Below are 25,154 nucleotides of genomic sequence, written 5' to 3'. Positions count from 1 at the left end.
GATGAAGATTCTCGGGCGGGTCGGGGATTATGGGAAAAACAAAACTTATAACAAGTTCCAGTGTGGTAGCAATGCAAGTTCTTTTCAAAGAATTGACCCTAAGAGTAGTTATTTTTCTTTAAACCAAATATTTTTTGATTAACACTCTCCAAAAAACATTTAACTACCAAAAAGATGAATCGTAAAAAAATCAGGCAAACGCTTCAAAAGTGTGCAGGTAAATTTCTCGAGTATCAAAACATTTCTTCAGTTGGAATTGGGAAAGAAAATGGTGAAGAATGTCTGATTTTCACAGTGGATAAAAAGGAGGAAAAAGCGAAAAATATTGGTGATTTTAAAGAATTTAAAACTAAAGATAAAAAGGCCCTCTCTATAAAAATTCCTGCTCAATTAAAAGTTGGGAATGCTGCCATGGCAACTGGTGTAAGGGAGTTAAAACCCACCGAGCCTCAAAAGAAGAAAAAGCTAAAAACCAAATTAGACAATAAAGACAAAGAGCATAATGCCATTTTTCCAGGTACAGGAATAATAGGTAAAAACGGAGAGCTGGGAACTATTGGAGCTATTGTATTCGATGCTGTGTCTAAAACTCCTCTTGCACTCAGTTGCTGGCATGTTCTGGATAGAACCCTTTCAAAAAAGAAAACCATTCCCACCTTTATGGTAAAGGAGGGGGCTTCTTTTATTGCTGAAAAAGCGAATCGGAAAGCGGAAAATTTCCTTGGTGATCTTTTCCAAAGTTATATAGGACCTTTCGGAGATTGTGCTGTAGCCAAAATTAAGAATAAGCAATTTTTGAGGGAAATACCCGGGCTGAATATTTTCCCTACTAAAACCAAAAGGGCAGCACTTGGAGATTTGGTGGTGAAAGTGGGCTTTAGCAGTAAAATGACCTTTGGGCAAGTTTCCAGAACTGAGGTGGTTTCCAAAATTAATTACGGTAAAAATATCGGAGAAAAAATTGTAACTGGTTTTGAAATAGATCCACTGGATGATTCAGGTGAAGAAATCAGTATGTCGGGGGATTCAGGTGCTGTCTGGCTTTTGGTAGAACCCTTAAAGGATAAAGTTGATCCAACGGATCCAGCTTCTTTTCGGATTACAAAAACAGCATTGGGTTTGCATTTAGGTGGTGATGAAGATGGTAATAAAAAAGTAGAGTATGCTTTTGCCTGCCATATGGATGATGTTTTAAAAGCGCTGCATGTACGACTTATTTTACCAGAGGATCTGGAAAAAGCTACCATAGCCAATGAGCTAAAAAGAAGAGCACGATTAAATATTACCCTTCCCGGAGCAAACAGATTCAATTTTGCCGAACCCGAAAAAAGCTTTAGTATCGATGAATTGCTGGGAAGAGATATAGCCAAAAATTTTGTGGAACTGCCAGACCGGGTGATTACTCCTCAGGGTATTTATGGGGCTGATGATCGAAAAGATATTTTCTATCTGGAAAGAAAACTGGAAGCCGGGGAAGCTTCTGAAGGAGAGAAAAAAGTGATAGAAAATTCAAAAGCAGTGGTAATCATTGTTCATAAGAACTATTTGGAAAGGAAAGAGGAATCTGAATTTTATCAAATTAGAACCACTACCTTAAACAGAAAAATTGAATACCAGTATAAATTTCCTTTAGCACCTACAGAACCTTTTAGAGATCAACAGCGAGTTCCTTGTAGCACTGGTTTTCTTATTGCTCCAAATACCATTATAACAGCCGGCCATGTCTTAAAACCCAAAATGTGGGAGCCCAGAGTGGATCTGGAAGATTATTTTTTTGTAGCTGGATTTAAAATGAAGGATGAGTTCTTGGCTGCAACTTTAATTCATGAAAACCAGGTGTTTAAAGGCGAAGACATTGAAGATTTAAAATTTACCAGCAAAAAAGACTGGGCAGTTGTGAAACTGGAAAAAGCGGTGAAAGATATTCATCCCCTTAGATTTGGTGATTTTAATGAAGGAAATAACCTCTACATACTGGGTCATCCCACTGGCTTACCCATTAAATATGCTCCAAATGCAGAAGTTTTGAAAGATGAGTCTACTTATTTCCGGGCTAACCTGGATGCTTATGGCGGTAATTCAGGCTCTCCTGTTTTTGACGAAACTACCAATCAGGTAGTGGGAATTTTGGTAAGAGGATCAGTGGATTACATTCAATTAGGCAATTACATGATTTCCAATCCGCTTCCAAATACTGGGGTAAGTGGGGAAAAATGCCAGAAAATTGATCATTTAAAAGATATTGAAGCCTATAAGAAATTTTGGGAAAACCAGCCTGAGGATGAGGAAAATAATCATGACAGAAAAAAAGGCGATGGAAAAAAAGTATCTGAAGATTGTGGCGAAAGAGTAGACTCTGCTCCGGAAAAAATTGAAATGAAAAATAAGTAGTGCAAAATAAATTTTAACCAAAAAATTAAAATCAAAAATGAATTTCAAACCCCACGTTTTTTTAGCTAAATTGTCGAATACAAGATTCAAACTGAATGTAGTTGTAAAGATTCCCAATGGCTTTGATATGGGAGAAGCAACCGGCACCAGAGATGAGGATAGCGAATTGGATATCTATAGAATTCCCGTATTTAAAGCACCAGGCCAGCGGAATTCCAACTTAAAGGTAAGAGCGGTTTTTCTTGAACTTCCAGGTGCTTTGGGAGAAGACAGTGATTTTAAAGTAAGAGTAGAAATCAACGGAAAAGAAAAAGATTTTGCCTCATTTACAAATTCCCCCAATGAAGAAGTTTTACTTGGAGTAGCTACAATGGCTTATGCTGAGGGAGACATCACTAAAGGAGGAACTGCAGATGGAGCAGATGATACTGATCCTCCTTTTGAAGGTTCTTGATAAAAAGGTAATTGGTGGGCAAGAATAAGTGAAACATTTTGGTAAACTAAAATTGTCCACCAAATAAAATTTTACTTCTGTAATTATTGAAAATTGAAAGGCTTTAATTTCCATATGAAAATTCGGAGTTTCCTGTTTTTTCTTTTTCTGCCATCTCTGGTATTAGGAAAAGTTGAAGAACCCGGAATTGGTGACTTATACTCCAAAGCCTGGAGTATAAGAAATGATTTTCCGGATAGTGCAATTTCTCTGGCTACTTCCGGAAAACACCTTGCTATAGAAAAAGGGGATTTGTTCGGACAGGCGAATGGTTGTGGAATTTTGGGTGCCCTTTTTGAAAGTAAAAAAGATTTTGAAAATGCCGTCAGGAATTATGAATTAGAAGAAGAGCTGTATGCACAGCTTCACAATTGGAATAAACAGGCTTCTTCCTTAAATAGGCTTGGGGTATTGTATAAAAATTACAATAATTATGAAAAGTCTTTATCTTCTTTTTACAAGGCCATGACTTTGTGTGATGAACACAATTTATTAAGTACAAAGTCAAAGGTTTTGAATAATCTGGGTGGTTTAAATACAGCCTTGGAAGAATACAATTCTGCCATAGAAAATTATAGGGAGGCCTGTAAAATAAAGGAAGAAGTTAAAGATACTTTGGGGATGGCAAAAGCCCTTAACAACATGGGGATTACTTTTATAAGTTTAGAAAAATATGACAGTGCCCTTTATTATTTTAATGAGAGTAAGGAATTTTTCACGACATTGGAGCACAAAGAAATGTTGGGAATGGTTCAGAATAACATTGGTCTTGTTTTATTGGAACAGGGAAAGTTCGACCAGGCAAAAATATCCCTGGAAAAAAGCCTTGTTTCTTATAATTATCCGAACAATGAAGAGGAGGGTTTTAGCCCTCTGAACAATTTGGGTGAAGTTTCCCGATTAAAAGGAGAATACAAGCAAGCCTTTCTGTTTTTTTATCGGGCAAAGGCAATTGCAGAAAAATATCCATTAAAAGAAAAGAAAGCAGATTTATTCGAAAATCTTGCAAAAACCCATGAAGCAATGGGTATTTTGGACTCTGCTTTATTTTACCAAAGGGCTTTTACCAGCCTGAGAAATGAACTTATCAACGAAGATAAAAACCGAACTATAGCCAATCTTAAAATTCAGTATGAAGTCGACAAAAAAGACCAGCAGCTTCAGTTATTAGGAGCTCAAGCAAGTTTGCAAGCATTAAAATTAAACAGCATGATCATTATTCTAATTGTGGTAATTGTAGGAGCATTTTTCGGATTTCGATATTACCACCAGAGAATGGAATTAAGTTTACAAACCGTTAATGTATTATTACAGGATCAGGAAATAAAATCCAAAGATGCCATGATGGAAGGGCAGCAGGTAGAAAGACAGCGAATAGCAGAAGATTTGCATGACCGGCTGGGAGGATTACTGGCAACTGTGAAATTAAACTTCCAGGCACTAGAGGATAAGATACTGGACATCCAGGTCGAAAATCGGAATCAGTATGTGAAAACCAACAGGTTACTGGATGAAGCTTATGAGGAGGTAAGGGCAGTTTCCCACAATCTGGTTTCCGGTTCATTAACTAAATATGGGTTGAAATCTGCGCTGGAGGATTTACGTGATACTATCCGGGAGGCCAGAGGAATAGAATTCGATTTCCTAACCTATGGCTTTGATAACAGGCTGAGTACCAAAATAGAAATCAGTTTGTATAAAACCATTCAGGAATTGGTAAATAATATCCTCAAATATGCCAAAGCCACCAAAGTTACCATTCAGATTAATCAATATCCTGACGGTTCGCTTAATATTATGGTAGAAGATAATGGATTAGGCTTTGATGTGGAAAAGGCACAGAAAAAAGGAGGATTAGGATTGCATAATATTCAGAGAAGGGTAACTAGTCTCAATGGAACACTTGACATCGATTCTGCAAAAGGAAGAGGAACAACGGTAATTATTGACCTTCCGGCCTCAGCCTGTATAGGATAAATTGAAATTTACCTTTTTATTTGGATTATATTTTTATTTGTTGGAACTTGTTGTGAATAAGTAAATGTACTTATTTTTTATTCTAATTCATCAAATATCATTACATACCAGGTCATAATTACTAACAAATTTGCCAGGTGAAATAATTTAAAAATTGGGATTTCCCTATTTTGGATAACCAATGAAATATTTTAAATTACTTCCCAAAGCTGCCACTCATGTTATGGTTCACCAAAATCATTAATCAATTATGATCAAAATTTTTATAGCTGACGATCATCAAATTTTTGTAGAAAGTTTAATTAAATTATTAGAAACAGAGGAGTCATTTAAGGTAATAGGGGCTGCTAATGATGGTAAAAGCCTATTAGCAAAAATTTCATTTGACCAACCTGATGTTATATTAATGGATATAAGCATGCCGGGAATGGATGGTATTGCAGCTACAAAACTTGTAAAAGAAAAATATCCGCATACAGAGATCATCATGCTCACCATGCACAATGATAAAAAACATCTGGATTTAGTGACAGATGCAGGGGCTAAAGGATATTTAATCAAAAATATTAAAAAGGAAATCCTGATAAAGGCTGTGCATGAAGTGAGTGCAGGAAGAGCTTATTATTGTGATGAAGTTATTGATGGACTAACCAATGGCAATGGTGAAATTCCCACTCCCAAAATAAAAGAAGAGGTGATTTTAACTTCCAGAGAAAAGGAAGTTTTATCACTTATTTTAAAGGAATACACTGCAAGAGAAATTGCCGATAAGTTGTTTATTGCACAAAGTACAGTAGAAACTCACCGGAAAAATTTAATCCATAAAACCGGAGTAAGAAACACTTTGGGATTGGTAAAATATGGGGTAGAACACGGATTTTAATGATAATTAAAGCGTGGGCCAGCCCACCAGATAAATCACTTTGCCAAAAGGATGGGAAGCCTTTCCTGCTTTCCATTCATAGCCGTTGGTGTCTAATTCAGAAAGCATCTTTTCCATATTTTTTGGACTGTAAAGCCTGATGACAGAAGCCCAGCCATCCCATAAAGTGCAAATGGGAATTAATGGAATGAAATAAGTGAAAATAATGCGGCTCCATTTAAAAGGTCGAATAAATGGTGTAGCCAGGAAAAGCAGGATGGTGAGTGCAAAGGTGTTAGCTATCATTTGCCAGATGGATTTATCAATTGGTTCGAAAATACCCAGGGGTAATTTCCTTTCCATTACATTTTCCAATATACCTTTGGCTTCATCGGGTTGGAAATGATGGAAGCCATTAAACATGGTCAGAAAACCATCAAATGATTCAGGGATATTTCTGGCATCCACCGAACTGGGATAATAATCTATATCTCCCTGGCTCTCCTTTTTTATGAATTCGAATGCTTTTTTGTTGGGATAGAGGTCGGTAAGCATGGCTTTAAAACCCAAAACCGAGTGTGATTTAAAGTGCTTTCGAACGAGCATCATCGAGCCTCCTCCCCCTGAGCATAAGTCTATGATATTAGCTTTTCCAGATTTTTCAACACCTTCCTGAAGCAGCGGAATCACTGCTCTGAAAACATTGAACAGATTCATCATGAACCTGAGGTAATCCGTCTGGCCTTCCCGGATCACATGGGGATACCAGGAGAAATCCTCAAATTCGAATAGATGAAGCCGATTGTATTTCATCAAAAAATCACTTGCGTTTTTTAGTATGCCTAAACAACCAGTTTAAAATATGGTCATAATCATACTCACCGGAAGCTACCTTCATAATCATCTCATATTTTTCTTTTTTAGTGGCTTTTATATCTTTCCCACTGTTGAGCAACATGAGGCGCATTAGCGTATATCCGGTTCTCTTATTCCCATCCACAAATGGATGATTCACCAGTATACTTTCCAGATAAGCCGAAGCCCTTTCTTCTGGTGTTTTATAAAGTTCCATCCCACCAAATGTCATGAATGGACGTAAAATAGCGGAAGAAAGTAATTCCTTATCCCTTATTCCATTATCCCCACCAAATTCCTTTACCAAATACTGGTGGATTTTTATGATATCATTTAGTTCCATCATTTGGCCAGCATTTTTAAGAGTTCCTTATCTTCTTCAAAAATTAATTTCAGGTTTTCAGAAAAAGAATCATCCGGCTGATCATATTCCTTTTTTAGTTCCTTTAAGTAGGTTAATACTTTTTCCAAGGCCTCAGGTGGAAGCTCTCCTAATAGCTGACGAATTTCAGATTGTATTTTTTTCAAGGTCTTTAAATTTATCCTTTTTGCAAAATTACGATTAAATCATCAATAGCAGTTAGTAGAAAGTTAAAATTAAGTTTTATATCGATTCTGCCGACAAAAAAATTCCAATAGTTCAAAATTTGAATTTCTTTTGCCGGGAATTAAAAATTGGGAAGATAGGGATTTTTACCGACCAACAAAAAGAAAAATTGTTAATGCTGGGAAGGGAAAAATAAAAAAAGTGATGAAAGGGGAAATAAGGGTAAAGAAAAGGAATTTTTTAATTGTGGATTTCTTTTAAGTAAACCTGAAATATTCTTTTTTGAAAATTTCCACATGGAATCTGGTGGTGCTTTTACCTTCATTCTAATTTTGAATTTTAGATAGCTTTTTCTATATTCTTGGACTTTTCAAAAGGCAAAAATACCAAATAATTCCAGTCAGATTTTTTTACCTTTCTGATTTGAAATTACGATCCAACTCTGGAAAATGGATAGCGATGAGATATGATAAAAAAAACTAAGTTTTTATCGAATTTTTTTGGGTTGAGGTTTTTACTATTCTCTTTCACAGGGATAGTGTCTATTGTCCATGTATCTCTTTTTGCTCAACAATATAGTGTTTTTACCTATGGTCTTGAGGAAGGTTTACACTACGAACTGATCAAAGATATAAACCAGGACAAGGAAGGGTTTATCTGGATTGCAAGCTCCGGAGGTCTGATCAGATTTGATGGAAAATCTTTTGTAAGTTTTACCGATAGCTTCCCAAATCCATATTTCAAAGGTTTATTAAAGTTGAGCAATGAAAAACTATTGACTTACTATGATTTGGGAATAGTAGAGGTTTTCAACTCTAATCATTCTACTAGTTTTCCAAAAATCGCAGTTGGTGCCCCGGTATTGAGTGACTCTACAGTCCGTTATCCCAAAGGTTTGTATGAGGATTCACAAGGGAGTATCTGGGTGGCTGAAAACCAGAATATTGTAAGGCTGATGCCGGAAGGAATAAAGCGGTATGCATATTCGGATATCTATAAGTCACCAAGTTTTGTTAGAAGTTTTTGCTTTGCTGAAAATGATGACCAAACCCTTTGGGTAACTTCCTACACTGGTTATCTATTCTATTTTGATCGGGAAAAGGAGGATTTTGTCCAGTTAAATAAAAAGCTGCCCGGAAATGAAATTACCTTCTTTTTTAAAAAAAGGGAGAATGTGTTTTGGGCCGGGTATGAAGAAGGTGTACTGGAAATTTCCCTAAATGACCACAAGGAAGTAAACTCAATCAAAAAACTGTTCACGCTTCCTTACGTTTCTTCGGGGAAAAGAGATAAAAACGGGAATGTTTTTATTGGCACCTGGAATGATGGATTATATATGGTAAATGATATTAATCCCTCTAAACTGAAAAAAATAACTGAGTTACCTTATTCTACCATAAATAATATTTTCATCAATGAAGAAAATGATATTTGGATAGCAACCAATGAAGGAGTAGCCCTGCTAAAGGAAAATATGTTTATTTCCCCGTTTGTTCCTCCCAAAATAAAAGGAATCGTTAATATTGATCAGAATGAGGAAAGAGAGGAAATCTATGCCAGTAATACTCAGGAAGTGGTTAGCCTGAAGCAGGAGGAAGGAAGGTGGATGGAAAAATCTTTAATCAGGGCAGATTACGGACATTTGGTGAGGTTATGTAATACCTCTGAAAAGGTTTACGCAGCTACTTCAGAAGGGGCAGTAATGAGTTACAATTTTCAATCGGGGGAAATCAAAACGATACAGGTTTCCAAAATCGGGTCTGCTAATCAATTGATTGTGAGCATGGCTGTAGATCACCAGGAAAATGTTTGGGTAACCCAACATAATCACCAGGGTGTTTACAAAATCACTCCGGAGGACAGTGTTTATCATTATGGAGAAAAGGAGGGAATCTCCAGTATAGTCAATATCGTAAAATGCCTTGAAAATGGAGAAGTTTATCTTTGTGGCATCGGAAATGAAGGTTCTTTTTTAAAATGGAATCCACAAAAGAAGTCATTTGATGATCTTAATATTCATTTCCCTTTTCCTAAAGAGGAAGAAATTTGGATCAATGATTTTGCCGAAAAAGATAATAACGCTATTCTTCTTGCCACCAATCATGGCCTTTTCAAATTTGAGAAAAAGACCAAAACACTTTCAAATATTAATTTTAAAGGATATGAAAATATGGAAGGCCACACGATTGGAGTAGTATCCGATGACGAATTCTGGTTTGTAAATCCTGAATTAGGGTTATTAAATTATAAGTCGGGTAATCTTGTGCCTCTAAAAAATAAAAATGGTCTTCCTTCAAAAACAGTTAATTCCAGGGCAATGGTGATAGACTGGAAAAACCGGTTGTGGATTGGGACGGTAAGGGGAATGGTTTATAAGGAAAAAGCAACAGGGGATTTTCCCAAAACACTTACTCCTAAGATGCTTTCTGTGAGAGTGAATAATGAAGTCGCCAAAATGCTCAATTCCCCTGCTTTTGAGAACAATGCTATCCTGGCTTCCGAATTTATTTCTCTTACCTACCCGGGGGAAAAGGTAGAGTATCAGTACAGATTGAACAATGTTCAGCCCGAATGGTCAGCACCTCAAAATGAAAATACTATTCTTGTTCCCGGGCTCCCAAGTGGAGACTTTAAACTGGAAATAAGGGCACGACAAAATAGTGGACAGTACTGGAGTGACCCTCTGGTGTATTCTTTTAGTGTGCAGAAAGCCTGGTATAATACCTGGACGGCCTGGATAGGTTATTTAGTCGCCTTTCTTTTGTTATTACTCGCCTCCATTCGGATAAATTCTTACAGAATGAAGAAGGAAGAAATACGGCTAAAAAGAATTATTGAAGAAAGAACAAGGTTAATCACCAAACAAAAGGAGGAGCTTTATGCTACGCTCGAGAATTTGAAATCAACTCAAACTAAATTAATAAACTCCGAAAAAATGGCCTCTTTGGGTGTGTTGACAGCCGGTATTGCCCATGAAATAAATAATCCGGTAAACTATATTAATTCCGGGATTGCAGGCTTAAAAAAATCTTTAAACCATCTTTATGTGGTATTGAGAGAATATGAGTCTATTGATCAGGAAAATTTTGAAGAAAAACGAAAAATTATAGGTCAGCTAAAAGAAAAATATAAACTGGAGGATACCTTGGCACTTACTGAAAAGGTGCTTTCAGCAATTGAAATTGGAGGAAAAAGAACAGCAGACATTGTGAAGGAATTGAGGACATTTTCCAGAATTGATGAGACTGAAATAAAGAAGTTTGATGTGCATGAAGGCATTGATTCCACATTAATCTTGTTGTCAAGCCAAATGAAACATAGGATTAAAGTGGTGAAGCAATATGGCAGAATCCCCAAAATTGAATGTTATGCCGGAAAACTGAATCAGGTGTTTATGAATATCATTAGTAATGCCATTGATTCTATTAATGGGGAAGGAGAAATTGTCATTTCTACGCATAATTTGTCAGAAGAAATTATGCTTAGTATTGAAGATACTGGAAAAGGCATTGACAGGAAAATAAGAGATAAAGTATTTGAACCATTTTTTACCACTAAAGAAATAGGCAAGGGAACCGGACTAGGCTTGTCCATTAGTTACAGTATTATAGAACAACATCAGGGTAGAATAGAATTAAAACCTGGGAAAAAAGAGGGCACTTTGGTAAAAATCTGGTTGTCTAAATCATTAAATAAGGGATAAGGCTGAATGAAAAAAGGCAGGTTTTCACCTGCCTTACTTCTTACCAAACTGAAAATTAATATCCCTTAATTCTCCTTCTCACTGGTGAAAAGGCCATCAAAAATTTCTCTGGCTTTTTTGGTGGTGCTGTCAATTATTGGATCAATTGTACTTTTAATATCTGTTTTGTAGGAATTGGCAGCCTCCTTAAAATCATCGGTAAAATCTCCTTCTTCCTTGCTGTAAAATCCTCTAAGCAGATTGTCATAAGCTCCTGAACGAACCCAGTTCATTAATTCCAGAAGCCTGATTACCGGCATGGGATGAGATAATCCAAGTGTATTCAGGAATTTATAAACGGATTCCATCATGGAGTTGGAATTGTTGTATTCTTCTGCCTGAGCGATAAATTCCCCCAAATCCATTTCTTCCAGTTGTTTGCCTCCTGCCATTTTCATGAGCATGTGAATAGATACATCCGGGTCCTGAGTGGTTAATAAAGCTGCTCTGTCCGCAGAAAGTTCGCTTTTTCTATCCCATTCTTTAAGGGCTGCGATTATTCCGGCAATGGCGAGTCCACTCAGTGGAATGTTGAGCGTAAAAGTGGACAACCTGATCATCAAAATCAACAGAGTTTTATACAATACATGCCCACTTTTGATATGTCCTAACTCATGTCCCATTACGCCAAGAATCTCCTGATCATCCATAATATCAATCAGTCCCGAGTTCAATATGACGAAAGGATCGTCCATCCCTACGGCTCCGGCATTGAAAAATGGATTTTGAGATACAAAAAGTTCAGGTCTTCTTTCCATATCCAGTGTTTCGCAGGCTTCTGTAAACAGTTTGTGCAATCGGGGGAATTGTTTTTTGGATACCCTTACTGCAGAGCCCAGGGCAATAAGTTTAAGGGATTTTTCGGTGGTACTGCCAAAAAAAGTTTTGATGGCAATGTCCAGACCAGGTACTTTCTGCAGAGAGTTTAGCGCAACTTTATCGGCAGGGTGCTCCCATGAATTGGGATGAATGCCTTCAAAGTGAATTCTTACTTTTTTGTCCTGTTTTTTAGGTTTCATTAGCTTATATTTTTTAGGTTTTTTAAATCAAATTGAGAATATCATTCAAAAAATTGACTGACATATTGTCTATTATAGAACAATTTACATAATTCTTGAATAGAATTTACACCAATGGTAAGGGAATTAATGGATTCAGTTGAAATATTATCAAAATTTTCACGCTTTAACCTTTTAAACAATTCTTCAAATAATAATAGCCATTTTAGATTAATATCAAATCTATTCTTAACTTAATAAAAGTAGCATTGAAATTATCATTGGCAAAACAAAAAATTTTATGAAAAAATTAACCTTCGCTATTTTAGTATTATTTCTGGTTTCCTGTAATGAAAACAGAGTGGTAAACAATTATGAGGGAATTGCCGAGCTCAATTGGGAAAGAGATAATGCATTGAGTTATACCTTCGATTCCCCTGGTGAGGATATACCCTATACTGTTCAAATAGGATTAAGGCATTATACCGGTATCCAATATGGGGATATTTCTGTAAACCTGAATATGGTTACACCATCGGGTGAATCCACTGATAAAGAATATATTATAAGCCTTAGAGATCAAAATGGGGACGTAAAAGGCTCGGCCATGGGTGATGTGACGGATATTGAAGTGCCGGTAGAAGAAGGAATGAAATTCGATGAACAGGGGACTTACAAGTTTAAAATTTCTCATACCATGGAACCCGAAATTGTGAGTGGAGTTATGGAAGTAGGGCTGGTGATTGATAAAGCTGCTGCTGGTAACTAATGTAACTTGAAATTTAATAGAAGGTAAATAATTAAAATATATGACTAAAATAAGATCAACAACAGTATTGGCCATTGTACATGATGGCAAAGTGGCTATCGGAGCAGATGGACAGGCCACTATGGGAAATACCGTAGCAAAAAGTAATGTGCGAAAGGTGAGGAAGCTGCAAAACGGAAAAATAGCCGTTGGTTTTGCCGGATCTACTGCGGATGCTTTCACCCTTATAGAAAGGTTTGAGGATAAACTGAATTCTTATGGTGGAAATATGAAAAGGGCTGCCATAGAACTAGCCAAGGACTGGAGAACCGACCGGTTTTTGAGGAAACTGGAAGCCATGATGATTGCAGCCACCAAGGAAGAAGTTTTGATTATTTCCGGAACAGGAGATGTATTGGAGCCGGACAACCAGATCGCTGCAATTGGTTCTGGAAGTATGTATGCCCAGGCAGCAGCCACAGCTTTGAAGAAACATGCTCCACAGCTTTCAGCAGAGGAAATGGTGAGGGAAGGCTTAAATATTGCCGCAGATATTTGTATCTATACCAACCATAATCTGGTAATTGAAAATTTGGAGTAATTCAGGTGAAATTTTAGATAAACAAAAGCCAACAGGATTTATTTCTGTTGGCTTTTTTAGTTTTATAAAGATGGGGCTATTCGACTTTTGTAAAGTCGAATGATTTTCATAGGATTTGGAATCCGTTTACTAAAGCCGGATTAAAAATCCTGCGATAGTGCTTCGGGATTTCAAATCCCGAAGAGCATGTGTCCTAAGTGAAAAAAGTCTCCAAAAGATATTTAGACGCATATTTCAATCTGCTGCCTGGCCAGCAAAACATTTCCCCATCTACTAACCTGATTTCCTTGCCTGGGAATATTTCCTGAAATTCAGCAAGATACTTTTCCTTAAAAGGAAATGGCTCTGAAGAAAGTAAAATCAAATCCACCTTTTTATTGAGTTGTTCAATTGTTTCCTGATCCAGTTTTGGATATCGGCTTTCAGGAGCTATGTTTTCAAATCCAATTTTGGTTAAAATGGAATCAATAAAAGTCCCTTTACCTGCTACCATATACGGATTTCGCCAGATAAAATAAAGTACTTTTTTAGGCTGTAGTTTTTGGGTAATACGCTCAAAACCACTGTCAATATCCGTAATGATTTTAGTTGCCCTTTCCTGTCTGTTCGTGATTCCCCCAATGCTGCGAATCATTTCCTGGCTATCGACAATATTACAAATATCACTTACCCAGACGGGGAATTGCTTTTCAAGCGCTTCAATGTCTTCCTTCCTGTTTTCTTCTTTATTGGCAATGATCAAATCTGGTTGAAGTTTTTCTACCCTGTCAAAATGAAAGGTTTTCGTCCCCCCAACTTTCAAACAACCTTTCAATTTATCTTTGGGGTACTTGCAAAATTTTGTAATGCCTATGACTTCATTTTCCAGTCCTAAATCGAACAAAGTCTCGGTGGTAGAAGGAACAAGAGAGATGATTCTTTTGGGAAAACCCTCTAGCATCACCTCTCTGTTTAACTGATCTTTAAATATCATTTGTTTTTCTCAATACTTCCAACTGCTTAAATCAGCACCAGTCGGAGCTGTTTTCTTAATTCTTTCCACAAACTTAGGTATAAACATCTGATGATACCGCAATCTGGAAATAGCATTTGGATTTTTATGATCCCCATTCCAGCAATGTTCAGCCCGGTCTCCATAATCTACTTCGCCTTCATAGTAGGGATTTGTGGTATTTTCCAAAAACTTTTCTGTGATATAGACCGCATTATTGAGGTAATAATTATCCATATCACCACAATAGATATTTAATTTCCCCCTCAGTTTTGGACCTAATGTTTCCCAATCTCTCTGCATGATGTAAGTGAGGTCATAGTTTTCTTTCCAATAGGCAGCTACTTCATGATCGATTTCCCCAGTCAGTTTATCCCAGATGGGTTTGGGGTAGCCATCTTCACCCATTGGAGAATAAACCGCTTGCCAGATATCCCATTGATCACCCGACCTTCCCTTTGTGGCTAATGCCAGTTCCCTATGGTTGGCATCTTCAATGGTACTATTAATATGCCCCAGAGAATCTCTATGTCCCGGTCTTTTTGTCTTTTTAAAATCACTTTCAATGTAATAGGCATTTTTGTCCTCATAAATATTGACCACCGTATAGGCCTGGAAATCAATCGGGTCCGGGCAGGCGGCAATACAGCCATTGTATTCATCAGGATAAAATACCTGTACGGCAAGAGCTTCCCAGCCTCCGGTTGAGCCACCATACACAAATCTGGCCCAGCCTTCTCCCAAACCTCTGAATTTTTCTTCAATATAGGGAATAAGTTCGTAGGTGATGGCATCACCATAAGGACCCATACTGGCAGAATTTACTGCATAAGAATCATCATAATAAGGAGTAGGGTGCTGGATTTCAATGGCAATTACCCTTGGAAAATCCGGTCCGGTCCACTGTTTATAAAAGTTATATTCTTCCTGTTGTACGATTTTATTATAGCCTTCCAAACCAAATCGGGCACTGTATTCTGGTTTCAGGTCAGGGTCAGGAGGGGTGGATCGGAAACCTCCAAAGTCACTTGGGAAATGCCCGTGCATAATCGCCAAAGGATATCTGGCATCGGGATGTTCGTCAAAACCTTCTGGTAATAAAACATGTGCACCCAGGTACATATCCCGCCCCCAAAACTTGCTAAGCATTTCACTTTTCATTTGAATATGCTTGATGTATTTGGTGTCTTTGGGTGGCTCAATTGGTGGAATTTCATTGGTTAACTCAATTTCGAAAGATTGGTTTTTCCCCGGATCGAAATTGATTTTTTGTGGTGTACTGTATAAATTTCCCGGTTTGATATTCCACTTTTGCCCTTCACCCTTATCTGGAGGAAGTTTTACCGAATGACCAGTACTTAAGTTGAAAGTTTCGTATTTATTGAAAACTGCCTGAACTAAATAGTCACCAGCGGGAATATCCTTTATACTGTTTATCGGATAGCCAAAAACTTCAGCATTGACTATCGCCTTTTCTCCGGGTTTTAGTCCATCCACATCAATTCCAAAAATGAGCTGGGATTTTGAGCCATCATTAATCTGAAAGCGGGGTTCTTCTTTATCATTTTTCGCCAGTAAAAGCAAAATCCTGCCATCCAGGGGTTTAGCACTTTGGCTTTCATTAAAGGAAACTGAAAATTTGATTTCAGAAGACTTTTCCTTTTCAGAAGAAGTGCAAGTTGAAAATAAAAGGAGGAAGGTAAAACCTGCCAGGAGGTTTACCCAAAATTTGTTGTTGTGTTTCATTTTGTAGTGTAGTTATGAAAAATAATTGGTAGGAGGAAAGTAAGGACTTGTTGGGGGAAATGCAAGTTTTTTTGGGGAGTTGGTTTTGGTATGAAATAATTAACCTCTTGCTTAAAATTATAGGTTTTATTTTATCAAATCGTAAAAAAAACAGTATAATACCTTCAAAATTAGTGTGGTAATAATGTATCAGACAAAGCTAACCTTAATGCTTGTCCTTAGTGAGGAAATGTTGCAGGTAACTTCATATCTTTCTCGGAAAACCTTTTTGAAGGTGAGATTTTTTCGTCTCTTTTTCATCGATTGGAAAAAGGGACATAAGCTTATTCGTTATGCTTTCCCTATATTGTAGTAAAGGAGTTTTGAGTGAAAGTTCAGTCCTAAAATCAAAAATAAGTTTTTTACTTTTTGGTGTGAAAACCCAACATCATTTCTAAATTTTTTTACTCAAAGACTTTACATTCTTAAATATTTATATTATAGTTGTATTTATATTATAGAATCTTATATATAGTAAATTTAAAATATGCCATCTAAAGATTTATTGAGGGGAACTATGAAGACCATTGTGTTGAAGTTGCTCTCGGAAAATGGAAAAATGTACGGCTATGAAATTACCCAAAAGGTAAAGGAATTGTCGAATGGTCAATTGGAAATCAAATTCGGGGCACTTTATCCGATTCTCCATAAACTGGAGGCAGAAGGGGAACTGGTTACGGAAACTGTTTTGGTGGAAAACCGGGCCAGAAAGTATTACCAGCTTACTCAGAAAGGAAATGAAACCGTGAAAGAGAAACTGAAAGAGTTCAACAATTTTGTGGAAGCCATGAAGCTTATTTTAAATCCATCTACCAAAACGAATCTGAATTTATGGGGAATCTGACGCTGGAAAACATTGAATACCTGAACCAGCACCTCATTAAAAAGGAAATAAAGTACGATCCTTTAAAAGGTGAAATGCTGGACCATGTTTGTTGCGAAATTGAGGAATTAATGGATGAGGGAATGAGTTTTCCCGAAGCTTTCATGGAATTTTCCAAAACAGTTTCTACCAGTAATATTAAAGAGATTGAAAATGAAACCATTCATCTTGTCAACTATAAATTATTTATCATGAGAAAAGCTATGTATATCTTAGGTGCATTATCTGCTTCCATATTTTTGATAAATTTCCTGTTTCATGTTATGCACTGGCCTGGTGCCAGCGAATTAGGCAATATTTTCTGGCCATTTTTTATAGGATTCTACCTCATTTCTTTGGTATATAATTATAAAAGGCAAAAAATGAACATTAAGAAAAAGCTGGCTTTTGCTTTAGCTGCTTTATTTTCTTCCTCTCTTATAATTGGAGCTTTCTTTAAACTTCAGCACCTACCCGGTGGAGCCTATTTTTTAATTGTAGGATTTATAGGAGGCGCATTAGTTGCCGTACCTTATTTTTTCTATAGCCTTTACCAAAAGGAAAGCTAATCCATTCTGGAATTATCCCCAATCACCAAAAGCACTCAGATAAATAATCAATTTCTGATCGTCATTTTAATTTTCCCTTCACAAAAAACTTTCTACAATAACACATGAAAATCTTCAGCTTGCTTATTTGCTTGTTTTTTACTCAAAAAGCGCTCTTTGCCCAGACTTCTACTTCCGGGAAAATAGAAACAATATTCCAATCTTTTGATCAAATCGATCAGCCCGGATTAAGTGTTGGCGTAATTAAGGGTTCCGATTTAATATTTAAAAAAGGGTATGGCGCTGCCAATCTGGATTATGGAATAAAAAATGCCACTTCAAGCCTGCTCGATGTGGGTTCTATTGCCAAACAATTTACGGCTGCCTGCATCTGGACTTTATTGGACAGTGGCAAAATTTCCCTTGATGACGATGTGAGAAAATACCTTCCGGAACTGCCTTTTTACGGAGATACCATAAAAATAAGGCATATGCTCAATCACACCAGTGGGTTAAGAAATTATGCCTCCATTCTGGAACTGGCCGGGGTGGATTATACTCAACAAAAATTTAGTAATCAATCTGTTTTTGAATTGACCTGCAGGCAAAAAGGACTTAATAATATCCCGGGAGAAAAAGTTTTGTATGGGAATACTCCTTATAATCTTTTGACGATTATCATCGAAAGGATCACAAATCAAAGCTTTGGTGAATATGCAAAAAGTCATCTTTTCAAACCTCTGGGTATGAAAAATACTCATTTCCGAATAACAAATACAGCCATTGTAAAAAACAGAGCCACTGGTTATAAAAAAGAGGGAGAGGCTGGCTTTATCCAAATTAATAGAATTGAAACTTGTTTTGGCGCAGGAAGTCTTTGGTCGAGTGTGGATGATTTATTGATTTGGAGCAGCTATTTCATTAATCCTACTCCCGATACTAAAGACTTAATGGAATTTCTTCTTCATCAGGATCAGTTGCTATCCGGGGAATTGTCCAGTTATTCCCGGGGAGTAATGGTGGATGAATACAAAAACGTGGAAACCGTTCATCATGGAGGTTATACGGCCGGATACAGATCTCAATTGATGTCTGTTCCAGAGTTGGAACTTTCAATTGTGATACTAACTAATTCGCAATCCATTGATCCTGGTTCATTATCCTACCAGGTGCTGGACTTATTTCTGGAGAATTTTGCAGCATCACAAAAGGTAGAAAAACCATATATACACTCCTTAAAGGAATTGGCCAAATTTGAAGGGGATTATCAGGAAATTAATAGTAGCCTGAAAATGAATATTTCCCTTCAGGGGGATACCTTAAAATCCAAAAGTAGTTTGGGCAGAAGCTATATTTCACTGGTTTCTAAAAATAAAAATACCCTTCACAGGCTGGATGCAGAAAGTGTGAAATACATATTCAATCCGGAAGATCAGTCCTGTGATTTAGTAGTCTATTTTGGGGCTACTCCATTTTATTTTGAAAGGATAACACTGGTTGACCCAGGTCAGATTAATCTGAAGGAATTTTGCGGAAGTTTTTATTCAGCAGAGCTGGAAGTGACTTATCAGGTTTCTTTAGAAGACAATCAGTTACAGCTTTCCTATCCAAAAAATGAAGGAATTCCATTAGTACCTGGTCCTAAAGATGAATTTGGAAATGGATACAGGACAAATTATGAATTTGTTCGGAATCAAAATAATGAAATCATTAAGCTGTTGGTGGCTTCTGAAGGCACGGTAAAAGATATTGAGTTTGTGAAAAAATCCTGAGCAAGGTTTTAGCTGGAATCCTTCTGTCCTAGCAGGGTTTCTCGTGAGAGAACCCTGCGTTATGGTACATTATCTGGGTTCTGGCACGCGGGGTCGTTTGCAACAGACCCCGCTAAGACTGGATTAAATGCTGCGTCCAACCAGTAGCGCGAAAATGTAGTCCCTGCCAGGACATCCTTTTTTTATCACATTAGGAATTGCTATCCAGACGAAACCTTGCTCAGGAAAAATGATGTATTAAAGCTTTACCATTCCGTCTGATTCCACCACATAAAAATGGTATCGTAAAAGTTGAACCAGATACTCACAAAGAAAAATATCAGTCCGGTGAAAAGGATGATTTTTCCATGAGTTCTGTCTTTTTCGCTAAAGGCATTTACTTTCTTTCCATTGGGAAGCACTTTTTTGAATGAGACCACATACCAGCCAATAAACACACCAAGTGCTCCACCAAGAAGGGCGAAAATATACCCTGCAACAATCCATGGAGTAATATTTTTTTCAGGTTGAGCCAGTTTTTTTATCCTTTGTTTCCTGAGCAGATTAAGCTCCTCATCTGTAAAAGTACGGCCTTTATGTTCGAGAATATCACGTGCAAGTTGAAAATCGAAAGGACTCCATTCGTCAGGTTTCATCAGAATTTCCACCAACTCAGGTTCAGTAAATTCGAAAAGATAATAATCTGGTTTTACATTATGTATATCTTCCTTGGCTTCTTCATTTAATAATTTATCTACCTTGCTAAAATCTTCTCCCTTTAGCTTCAGATGATATTCTTTTACCAATTCATTGTTGGGGGAAAAGGTCAGGTCAAATACTGGGGATTCATCAGAAACTTCAAATGGGATGTTTTCTTTTTGTAATAAATCAATAATATCCAATACTTCTTCCTGAGTGTTAAATCTTCGGTATCTTACAAAAGGATTGTCTTGCATGGCGATATTGGTTAGGGTTAGAGGAAATCAGAACAGACTATAAAAATTATGGACTGTTCTGTGAAAACATTTTTTGAATGAGGAGAATTCCTGAACGAAATATCTCCTCATTCAAATTACAAATATTTATGCAGTTAGTCCATTTTCACCAGAATTAATTACATTCAAATTTTTTTCTGGCTTAATTATAAGCAAAAGCGAATACTGAAGCTTTTTCCATCCTTTGTACTCTAAAGCTTCCCGTTAGCCTGAACTTTCCGTCCGGTTTTCAATACCTTTTCTGATAAAGATCTTCCAGTTTGCTGCTTTTGATTTCCTCCACAAATTTCACCAAATGGGCAATCATAATGTCCCACATCTTTTTGCCTTTTTCAGCAGTGGCTTTGGTAGGATCCCCCATAATGCCCGATTCGGAAATTTTCTTGGTTCTTACATACCAGGAAACACTTCTTTCGGACGTAAAATCAAGGTATGTGCTGCCAAATTTCAGGGTTTCGTTTACGGCTTTGTCCATTTTCACCATTTCCGGTCGCAAAGCCAATGTGGTACTGGTTTCTATTTCCCCGGCATGAATATCATTAGGTGTATCAATTAAATGATACAAATCCTCATCACTTGTTTCCCCGGTATCTACACATACAAAGATATGGGCATCCCGGTTGATCATTTGTGCAGCATAATTCAGGGTAGGGGCATTGTCCCCATGTCCATTGATAATGATCAGTTTTTTAATACCGTTTTGGGCAAGGCTCATCCCAATATCATATACAAATTTTGAAAGCGCATCATTACTCACACTAATCGTACCTTTAAAGTCTTCATGATGATAGGAGACGCCAAAGGGGATTGGAGGAATTACCAGAGGTTTTGGTTCACTGCAGGCTTCTGCTACTTTCCTGGCCAGGTAATTTGCATCATAGTAATCGATATCCACAGGCAAGTGTGGACCGTGCTGTTCTATAGCACCACAGGGTAAAATGGCTGTATCAGATACTTTAAGCTTTTCATCCAGTTCTTCCCAGGTGAGTTTTTCCCATAGGTGGCCATTGTCTTTTTTGGCCTGACCATTGTTGGTATTTGGTTCCAATTTCAATTCAAATGGATAAGGTTGTTTAATTATTGGACTATTTAAAAGGTCAATTTTGTTCCATTTCCTGTTTTGCAAAACCACCGATCCATCCGCATATTCCAGGTAAATTTTAAACATTTCTTCTCGGATACCAGAAGGTAAATCTGAAATTAATGACCTTTCATTATCGAATCTCAGATTTAAAATTTCTTCATGTTGTTTAGCCAGTTTTTTGGTGTGTTCGTTTTGGGCAATTAGTCCTTTTTCTAAAAGCAAATGATACAGTTGGGCAGCATCAGGACCAATTTGTTTTACCTTGTTGTGCTCCAGACTTTTCAGGCATTTTTCAATTTGCTCCGGGGTATATCCACACCTTTGTGGATCCTCATCAAGAGACTTGAGCATACCCACAATTCTTCGGCATTTTTCGCAATTTCCACAGGGATAAATTTTTCCATCCTTTTCATGGGTGGCATGGCAGGAAGTCTGATGCTTTTGCAGCTCCGGATACCTTTTTACCAGAATTTTTAGAATTAATAATTCTGATAAACTTCTCAGAATGGAATACTGATACATATTCCAGCCCTTTTTCATGAAATACCGGGTAAGGGCATTGTCAAAATACTTACTCTGATCGTACAATGAATTGTAATGAGTAATACCCTGATAATTTGATTTTACAGTGGTATCGTATTCATCCCCGATCAAAATATTTCTTACGCCTCTTTTTTTGGAAACGGGCAATACCCCAAATAAAAATACTGCAACTGTCCACAGCCGGATAGGATACATATCCGCCCTCATTTTATTAAAATCTTCCTTAATAAAAGGCATTTGGCGTAGCATCCAGTTGAAAATCCTGTCACTGTTGCACCAAACCCTGCTGGTATTGGACTCAGTTTCCTTCATGTGCCGATAGGCATTAATAGCGGTGAACCAATGCCGGCCGGATTCATTCACAAAAACAGGATGGACGTTTTTACCCATTTCTTTCATTAAACCATAGGAAAGCAGGCTGTCCTTTCCTCCACTACTCAGGATGGCGAATCCATTTTCATCTTTTTCCCGAAAACTCCAGTCCAGATTCAGGTGTTTGTAGTCGGAGTCTAAAAAAAGCAGATTAGCCGCAGTATACCTGTTCTTTTTTTCCGGTTGTATATTCCTAAAATCATCCTTCAGGAATTCATTCGGCATTAAAATTTTATTCACAAAAATCTCCCGACTGGTGTTTTCCATCATATCGGAAATGAACCGTTTGTCAGAATCATCATAAATCCCATCGAAAATGATTTCTTCACAAAATAAACCATAGTTAATTGCCACCTGGGCAGCTATCACAGAAGCCAGGTTTACACTTTCCGATTTTTTGGGATCAAAAACATCCTCTTCGTAAGCATAAATTAATTCGTTGGTTTCAATGCTTCCATCCTTTTTTAGCACTTCATAAGGTGCTTTCACACGCTTTTTTTCTATTAAAAGGGGGCCAACTTTCAGGTGTTTAAATACGACTAAAGAATTTTTATCTACTTTTTTAGATTCGGTCATTTTTTGATTAATGGGATAATGCTTTCTAATAATTTTTCTGGGCCATCCAGTAGGACATCTGTGGCTGGTAATCCCGTTTCCCGTGTGATTTTTTCACAGGCTGCAGGCACTTCTTCTGCTTTCATTTCTTCATGGTTTACGGTTACTGCCATCACCTTTTTACCTGAAATCACTTCAATTGCCTGAATTTGGTGAGGTAGTGGGTGCAAGGGATAACCGGGAAAACCATCGTATTCCAATCTGGCCGGGGCATGTTGTAACAAGACATAGTCAGGTCGGCCTGCTGCTAAAATTTCAAACCCACCCGGATAGGCAGGATTCATTAAACTGCCCTGACCTTCGATTACGATCACATCAGGTTTTTCATTTTTCCAGGCTTCAACTACTGCATGCTCAATTTCTCCCGATACAAAATCATTAATCAGTGAATCCAGTACAAGGGAATATTTTGCGCCCTGCATCCAGGCCGTTTGCCCAGTACCAATAAGTTCTGCCTTAAAGCCTGCTTTTCTTAAGCCATGGACTACCAGCCAGGCTGTAGTTCTTTTTCCCACAGCTGAATCTGTGCCCAGCGTAGCAAGTTTCAGGCAGTCCACTTTTTCAATTTCTCCTGAAAAGAAATGTAGGTCAGATCGCTTTGGAGGCTTTCTGATATCTCTTACAGTACATTTATATTTCTCTGCTGTTTTCCTGATTTCTTTGTCTTCGGTAAGAAAATCGTGCAGGCCACAATCTACATTTAGCCCAAAAGTTAAGGCCTGAAGTACATCTTCCCGGGCAGGTTTTGATAACTTTCCGCCATCAGGAGCAATGCCAATGACCAGATATTTTGCCGGATTGCCTTTTTTTCTGGCGAAATCTACCGCCTTCTTTAAATGACCAAATATGGGAATATCCGCTTTTTTGCCATCTAACACTTCTCCTGCATCTTTTCCCGCATAATTAGAATCTACCACAGCCACTACATTATATCTTTCCGTAAATCTCACCAGACCATGAGCAGTTTTTCCATTAGGTGTATTGAAAGCACCCTGGCAATAAACAATGGCATTTCCATCAATTATTCTATCCATTTTATTTTTTTAAATTTTTTGTTGAATGAAAGACTTTTTTTTTGTTGAAAGGATTACTTCCTTCCGGTCAGAATCGCCACAAACCGATCTCCTTCAAAAGGCATTGTTTTATGCATTTCCAACAAGCCCACCAAACCAGCCGTAGAGGCCGGAAGCACATTTAGTCCTTCTTTTTCCTTCAGCAATTTGCTGTAGTGCGACAGTTTGTTATCACTGGCCCAGGTTGCCCAGCCTTTTGAATGGTTAATGGCATGCAAAGCTTCTTCCCCATCATAAGAATGCCAGTTGATCAGAGGCTCGTTAATTTTAGTCTCCTTGATGGATTCAGGAGAAAGGTCAATGCAGTGGTCCAAACCTTTTTTGAAAGAAAGAATAATAGGGTTTTTATTGGTGGAGGATGCACCTATCATTTTGGGAATTCTGGAAGTTTTTCCTCTTTTATATAAACTGACAAACCCACGATAGATGCCTGCCAGAAGTGTCCCATTGGAAACTGGAGCCGCTACAACCTTTGGTGCATCACGCAATATATCATAAATTTCAAAAGCCAGTTCACCATAAGCCTGCAATTGAAGTGCAGTGTTTATTCCACCGGGGTTGGCATCGTAAAACTCTTCTTTTTCCGCTAATCTTTGGGAAAACAGCACGGCATCTTCATAGGCCCCGGGAGTTCTGGAAATGGTCACTCCAAACTTTTCCATATCTTTTATCCGCTCGGTATGGTAAGCTTCAGGAATACAAACCACACATTTTAAACCAGCAAGCCAAGCCGCTAATGCCATAGAAGCCCCATAGTTTCCGCAGGTTGCCAGCGTGACTGTATCATAGCCCCTTCGCAAAGCATCAAGGCACTGCGCAAAAGCAATTCTGTCTTTTTGTGTGCCGGTGGGGTTTCCACCCTCAAATTTCAGGAAGATTTGACGCAGGCCGGTTTCCCTTTCTACATTTCTGGCCCGGGTAAGGGAAGTATCTCCTACTTCAATGTTAATGATATCTTCAAAGGAATTAATCCTTTCAATGGTAGGTTGGGAAAGGTCTTTAACTATTTTGCTTAGTTCAAGCGATTCCAGGGAAATTGCCGCACCACTTCCAGTGGCTCCATCCAGCAAATTTCCGATTTCGTTTTTTAGCTGTTTCAATTATCTAATAAAATATAAGGCGCTAGCCAAACCAGTTTTTAAAGTGAACTACTAATGGTTTACATAGGAAATTAATTGTAAGTGCCCGGATTCTAAGTGGCAAATAACTTACATATTCCCACACCATTTTTTTTGTAGTTAATATATCCATAATTTAATTGTTTTTGCGCTTTTATGCCAAGATCATTGAATGATTTCAAAATTTTTTGGCAATATTTTTC

General features: G+C 37.6%; 20 protein-coding genes. 10 read left to right on the top strand and 10 right to left on the bottom strand.

The features are described 5' to 3' along the window. The first annotated feature begins 174 nt into the window (after window positions 1-174). The 4 genes from A3EM_RS45905 (at window position 175) to A3EM_RS0116880 (ending at window position 5,744) form a co-directional block, all read left to right on the top strand. Window positions 175-2,391 (top strand): trypsin-like serine peptidase, encoded by a 2,217-nt coding sequence (locus A3EM_RS45905; protein WP_020529414.1) that lies wholly within the window; start codon window positions 175-177, stop codon window positions 2,389-2,391. Between the two features lie 37 nt (window positions 2,392-2,428). Continuing rightward, on the top strand, window positions 2,429-2,845 hold the full coding sequence (locus tag A3EM_RS0116890) for a hypothetical protein (protein ID WP_020529413.1): 417 nt from the start codon (window positions 2,429-2,431) through the stop codon (window positions 2,843-2,845). Between the two features lie 114 nt (window positions 2,846-2,959). After that, complete coding sequence (locus A3EM_RS0116885; RefSeq protein ID WP_044238655.1) at window positions 2,960-4,861, top strand: tetratricopeptide repeat-containing sensor histidine kinase; 1,902 nt, start codon at window positions 2,960-2,962, stop codon at window positions 4,859-4,861. A gap of 250 nt (window positions 4,862-5,111) precedes the next feature. Next, a complete protein-coding gene (locus A3EM_RS0116880; RefSeq protein WP_020529411.1) occupies window positions 5,112-5,744 on the top strand; it encodes a response regulator in 633 nt (210 codons plus the stop codon). Window positions 5,745-5,750: 6 nt separating this feature from the next. On the opposite strand, the gene A3EM_RS0116875 is transcribed toward A3EM_RS0116880, so the two are convergent. From A3EM_RS0116875 to A3EM_RS0116865, 3 genes are read right to left on the bottom strand one after another with little or no spacing between them, the layout of a single operon-like run. Continuing rightward, complete coding sequence (locus A3EM_RS0116875; protein WP_020529410.1) at window positions 5,751-6,536, bottom strand: class I SAM-dependent methyltransferase; 786 nt, start codon at window positions 6,534-6,536, stop codon at window positions 5,751-5,753. Between the two features lie 7 nt (window positions 6,537-6,543). After that, window positions 6,544-6,924: a type II toxin-antitoxin system death-on-curing family toxin gene (locus tag A3EM_RS0116870; protein ID WP_020529409.1), complete on the bottom strand. Its 381-nt coding sequence runs from the start codon at window positions 6,922-6,924 to the stop codon at window positions 6,544-6,546. Next, complete coding sequence (locus A3EM_RS0116865; RefSeq protein ID WP_020529408.1) at window positions 6,921-7,106, bottom strand: hypothetical protein; 186 nt, start codon at window positions 7,104-7,106, stop codon at window positions 6,921-6,923. Before A3EM_RS0116865 ends, A3EM_RS0116870 begins: the two co-directional genes overlap by 4 nt. 485 nt (window positions 7,107-7,591) lie before the next feature. Here A3EM_RS0116865 and A3EM_RS48335 point away from each other — a divergent pair, with 485 nt between their 5' ends. After that, window positions 7,592-10,828, top strand: coding sequence for a sensor histidine kinase (locus A3EM_RS48335; protein WP_052323364.1), 3,237 nt, complete (start codon window positions 7,592-7,594; stop codon window positions 10,826-10,828). Between the two features lie 65 nt (window positions 10,829-10,893). On the opposite strand, the gene A3EM_RS0116850 is transcribed toward A3EM_RS48335, so the two are convergent. Then, window positions 10,894-11,886 (bottom strand): M48 family metallopeptidase, encoded by a 993-nt coding sequence (locus A3EM_RS0116850; protein WP_020529405.1) that lies wholly within the window; start codon window positions 11,884-11,886, stop codon window positions 10,894-10,896. A gap of 280 nt (window positions 11,887-12,166) precedes the next feature. Between A3EM_RS0116850 and A3EM_RS0116845 the strand changes: the two genes are divergently transcribed. Further along, a complete protein-coding gene (locus A3EM_RS0116845; RefSeq protein WP_020529404.1) occupies window positions 12,167-12,634 on the top strand; it encodes a gliding motility lipoprotein GldH in 468 nt (155 codons plus the stop codon). Window positions 12,635-12,674: 40 nt separating this feature from the next. Next, on the top strand, window positions 12,675-13,214 hold the full coding sequence (hslV, locus tag A3EM_RS0116840; protein ID WP_020529403.1) for an ATP-dependent protease subunit HslV: 540 nt from the start codon (window positions 12,675-12,677) through the stop codon (window positions 13,212-13,214). A 193-nt stretch (window positions 13,215-13,407) separates the two neighbouring features. Here the strand turns inward: hslV and A3EM_RS0116830 are convergent, their stop codons facing one another. After that, a complete protein-coding gene (locus A3EM_RS0116830; protein ID WP_020529401.1) occupies window positions 13,408-14,187 on the bottom strand; it encodes an ABC transporter substrate-binding protein in 780 nt (259 codons plus the stop codon). A 9-nt stretch (window positions 14,188-14,196) separates the two neighbouring features. After that, window positions 14,197-15,951 carry an alpha/beta hydrolase-fold protein gene (locus tag A3EM_RS0116825; RefSeq protein WP_020529400.1) on the bottom strand — a complete coding sequence of 585 codons (1,755 nt, stop codon included), beginning with the start codon at window positions 15,949-15,951 and terminating at the stop codon, window positions 14,197-14,199. A gap of 526 nt (window positions 15,952-16,477) precedes the next feature. On the opposite strand from A3EM_RS0116825, the gene A3EM_RS0116820 reads away from it, so the two are divergent. From A3EM_RS0116820 to A3EM_RS0116810, 3 genes are all read left to right on the top strand, one after another. Next, a complete protein-coding gene (locus A3EM_RS0116820; RefSeq protein ID WP_020529399.1) occupies window positions 16,478-16,834 on the top strand; it encodes a PadR family transcriptional regulator in 357 nt (118 codons plus the stop codon). Next, the gene (locus A3EM_RS0116815; RefSeq protein ID WP_020529398.1) at window positions 16,822-17,421 is read left to right on the top strand and encodes a GldL-related protein; all 600 of its coding nucleotides are present in this window, start codon (window positions 16,822-16,824) and stop codon (window positions 17,419-17,421) included. The genes A3EM_RS0116820 and A3EM_RS0116815 overlap by 13 nt, the downstream gene beginning before the upstream one ends. A gap of 104 nt (window positions 17,422-17,525) precedes the next feature. Beyond that, window positions 17,526-19,172: a serine hydrolase domain-containing protein gene (locus A3EM_RS0116810; RefSeq protein ID WP_020529397.1), complete on the top strand. Its 1,647-nt coding sequence runs from the start codon at window positions 17,526-17,528 to the stop codon at window positions 19,170-19,172. A gap of 245 nt (window positions 19,173-19,417) precedes the next feature. On the opposite strand, the gene A3EM_RS42680 is transcribed toward A3EM_RS0116810, so the two are convergent. The 4 genes from A3EM_RS42680 to A3EM_RS0116790 form a co-directional block, all read right to left on the bottom strand. Beyond that, entirely contained in the window at window positions 19,418-20,107 is a 690-nt protein-coding gene (locus tag A3EM_RS42680; RefSeq protein ID WP_020529396.1) for a hypothetical protein, read from the bottom strand. Between the two features lie 268 nt (window positions 20,108-20,375). Then, entirely contained in the window at window positions 20,376-22,721 is a 2,346-nt protein-coding gene (locus A3EM_RS0116800) for a creatininase family protein (protein ID WP_020529395.1), read from the bottom strand. Further along, window positions 22,718-23,794 carry an N-acetyltransferase DgcN family protein gene (locus A3EM_RS0116795; RefSeq protein WP_020529394.1) on the bottom strand — a complete coding sequence of 359 codons (1,077 nt, stop codon included), beginning with the start codon at window positions 23,792-23,794 and terminating at the stop codon, window positions 22,718-22,720. The genes A3EM_RS0116800 and A3EM_RS0116795 overlap by 4 nt, the downstream gene beginning before the upstream one ends. 53 nt (window positions 23,795-23,847) lie before the next feature. Beyond that, a complete protein-coding gene (locus A3EM_RS0116790) occupies window positions 23,848-24,933 on the bottom strand; it encodes a pyridoxal-phosphate dependent enzyme (protein ID WP_020529393.1) in 1,086 nt (361 codons plus the stop codon). Between the last annotated feature and the right edge of the window lie 221 nt (window positions 24,934-25,154).

It is taken from the genome of Flexithrix dorotheae DSM 6795 (assembly GCF_000379765.1).
GTDB lineage: Bacteria > Bacteroidota > Bacteroidia > Cytophagales > Flammeovirgaceae > Flexithrix > Flexithrix dorotheae.
This window is presented reverse-complemented; position numbering and strand designations above follow the sequence as displayed.

Coding starts and splice junctions, on each gene's coding strand:
- hslV (WP_020529403.1), top strand. CDS start 12,675: ATGACTAAAATAAGATCAACAACAGTATTGGCCATTGTACATGATGGC.
- A3EM_RS45905 (WP_020529414.1), top strand. CDS start 175: ATGAATCGTAAAAAAATCAGGCAAACGCTTCAAAAGTGTGCAGGTAAA.
- A3EM_RS0116820 (WP_020529399.1), top strand. CDS start 16,478: ATGCCATCTAAAGATTTATTGAGGGGAACTATGAAGACCATTGTGTTG.
- A3EM_RS42680 (WP_020529396.1), bottom strand. CDS start 20,107: ATGCAAGACAATCCTTTTGTAAGATACCGAAGATTTAACACTCAGGAA.
- A3EM_RS0116850 (WP_020529405.1), bottom strand. CDS start 11,886: ATGAAACCTAAAAAACAGGACAAAAAAGTAAGAATTCACTTTGAAGGC.
- A3EM_RS0116875 (WP_020529410.1), bottom strand. CDS start 6,536: ATGAAATACAATCGGCTTCATCTATTCGAATTTGAGGATTTCTCCTGG.
- A3EM_RS0116810 (WP_020529397.1), top strand. CDS start 17,526: ATGAAAATCTTCAGCTTGCTTATTTGCTTGTTTTTTACTCAAAAAGCG.
- A3EM_RS0116830 (WP_020529401.1), bottom strand. CDS start 14,187: ATGATATTTAAAGATCAGTTAAACAGAGAGGTGATGCTAGAGGGTTTT.
- A3EM_RS0116815 (WP_020529398.1), top strand. CDS start 16,822: ATGGGGAATCTGACGCTGGAAAACATTGAATACCTGAACCAGCACCTC.
- A3EM_RS0116795 (WP_020529394.1), bottom strand. CDS start 23,794: ATGGATAGAATAATTGATGGAAATGCCATTGTTTATTGCCAGGGTGCT.
- A3EM_RS48335 (WP_052323364.1), top strand. CDS start 7,592: ATGATAAAAAAAACTAAGTTTTTATCGAATTTTTTTGGGTTGAGGTTT.
- A3EM_RS0116885 (WP_044238655.1), top strand. CDS start 2,960: ATGAAAATTCGGAGTTTCCTGTTTTTTCTTTTTCTGCCATCTCTGGTA.
- A3EM_RS0116880 (WP_020529411.1), top strand. CDS start 5,112: ATGATCAAAATTTTTATAGCTGACGATCATCAAATTTTTGTAGAAAGT.
- A3EM_RS0116845 (WP_020529404.1), top strand. CDS start 12,167: ATGAAAAAATTAACCTTCGCTATTTTAGTATTATTTCTGGTTTCCTGT.
- A3EM_RS0116800 (WP_020529395.1), bottom strand. CDS start 22,721: ATGACCGAATCTAAAAAAGTAGATAAAAATTCTTTAGTCGTATTTAAA.
- A3EM_RS0116890 (WP_020529413.1), top strand. CDS start 2,429: ATGAATTTCAAACCCCACGTTTTTTTAGCTAAATTGTCGAATACAAGA.
- A3EM_RS0116870 (WP_020529409.1), bottom strand. CDS start 6,924: ATGATGGAACTAAATGATATCATAAAAATCCACCAGTATTTGGTAAAG.
- A3EM_RS0116825 (WP_020529400.1), bottom strand. CDS start 15,951: ATGAAACACAACAACAAATTTTGGGTAAACCTCCTGGCAGGTTTTACC.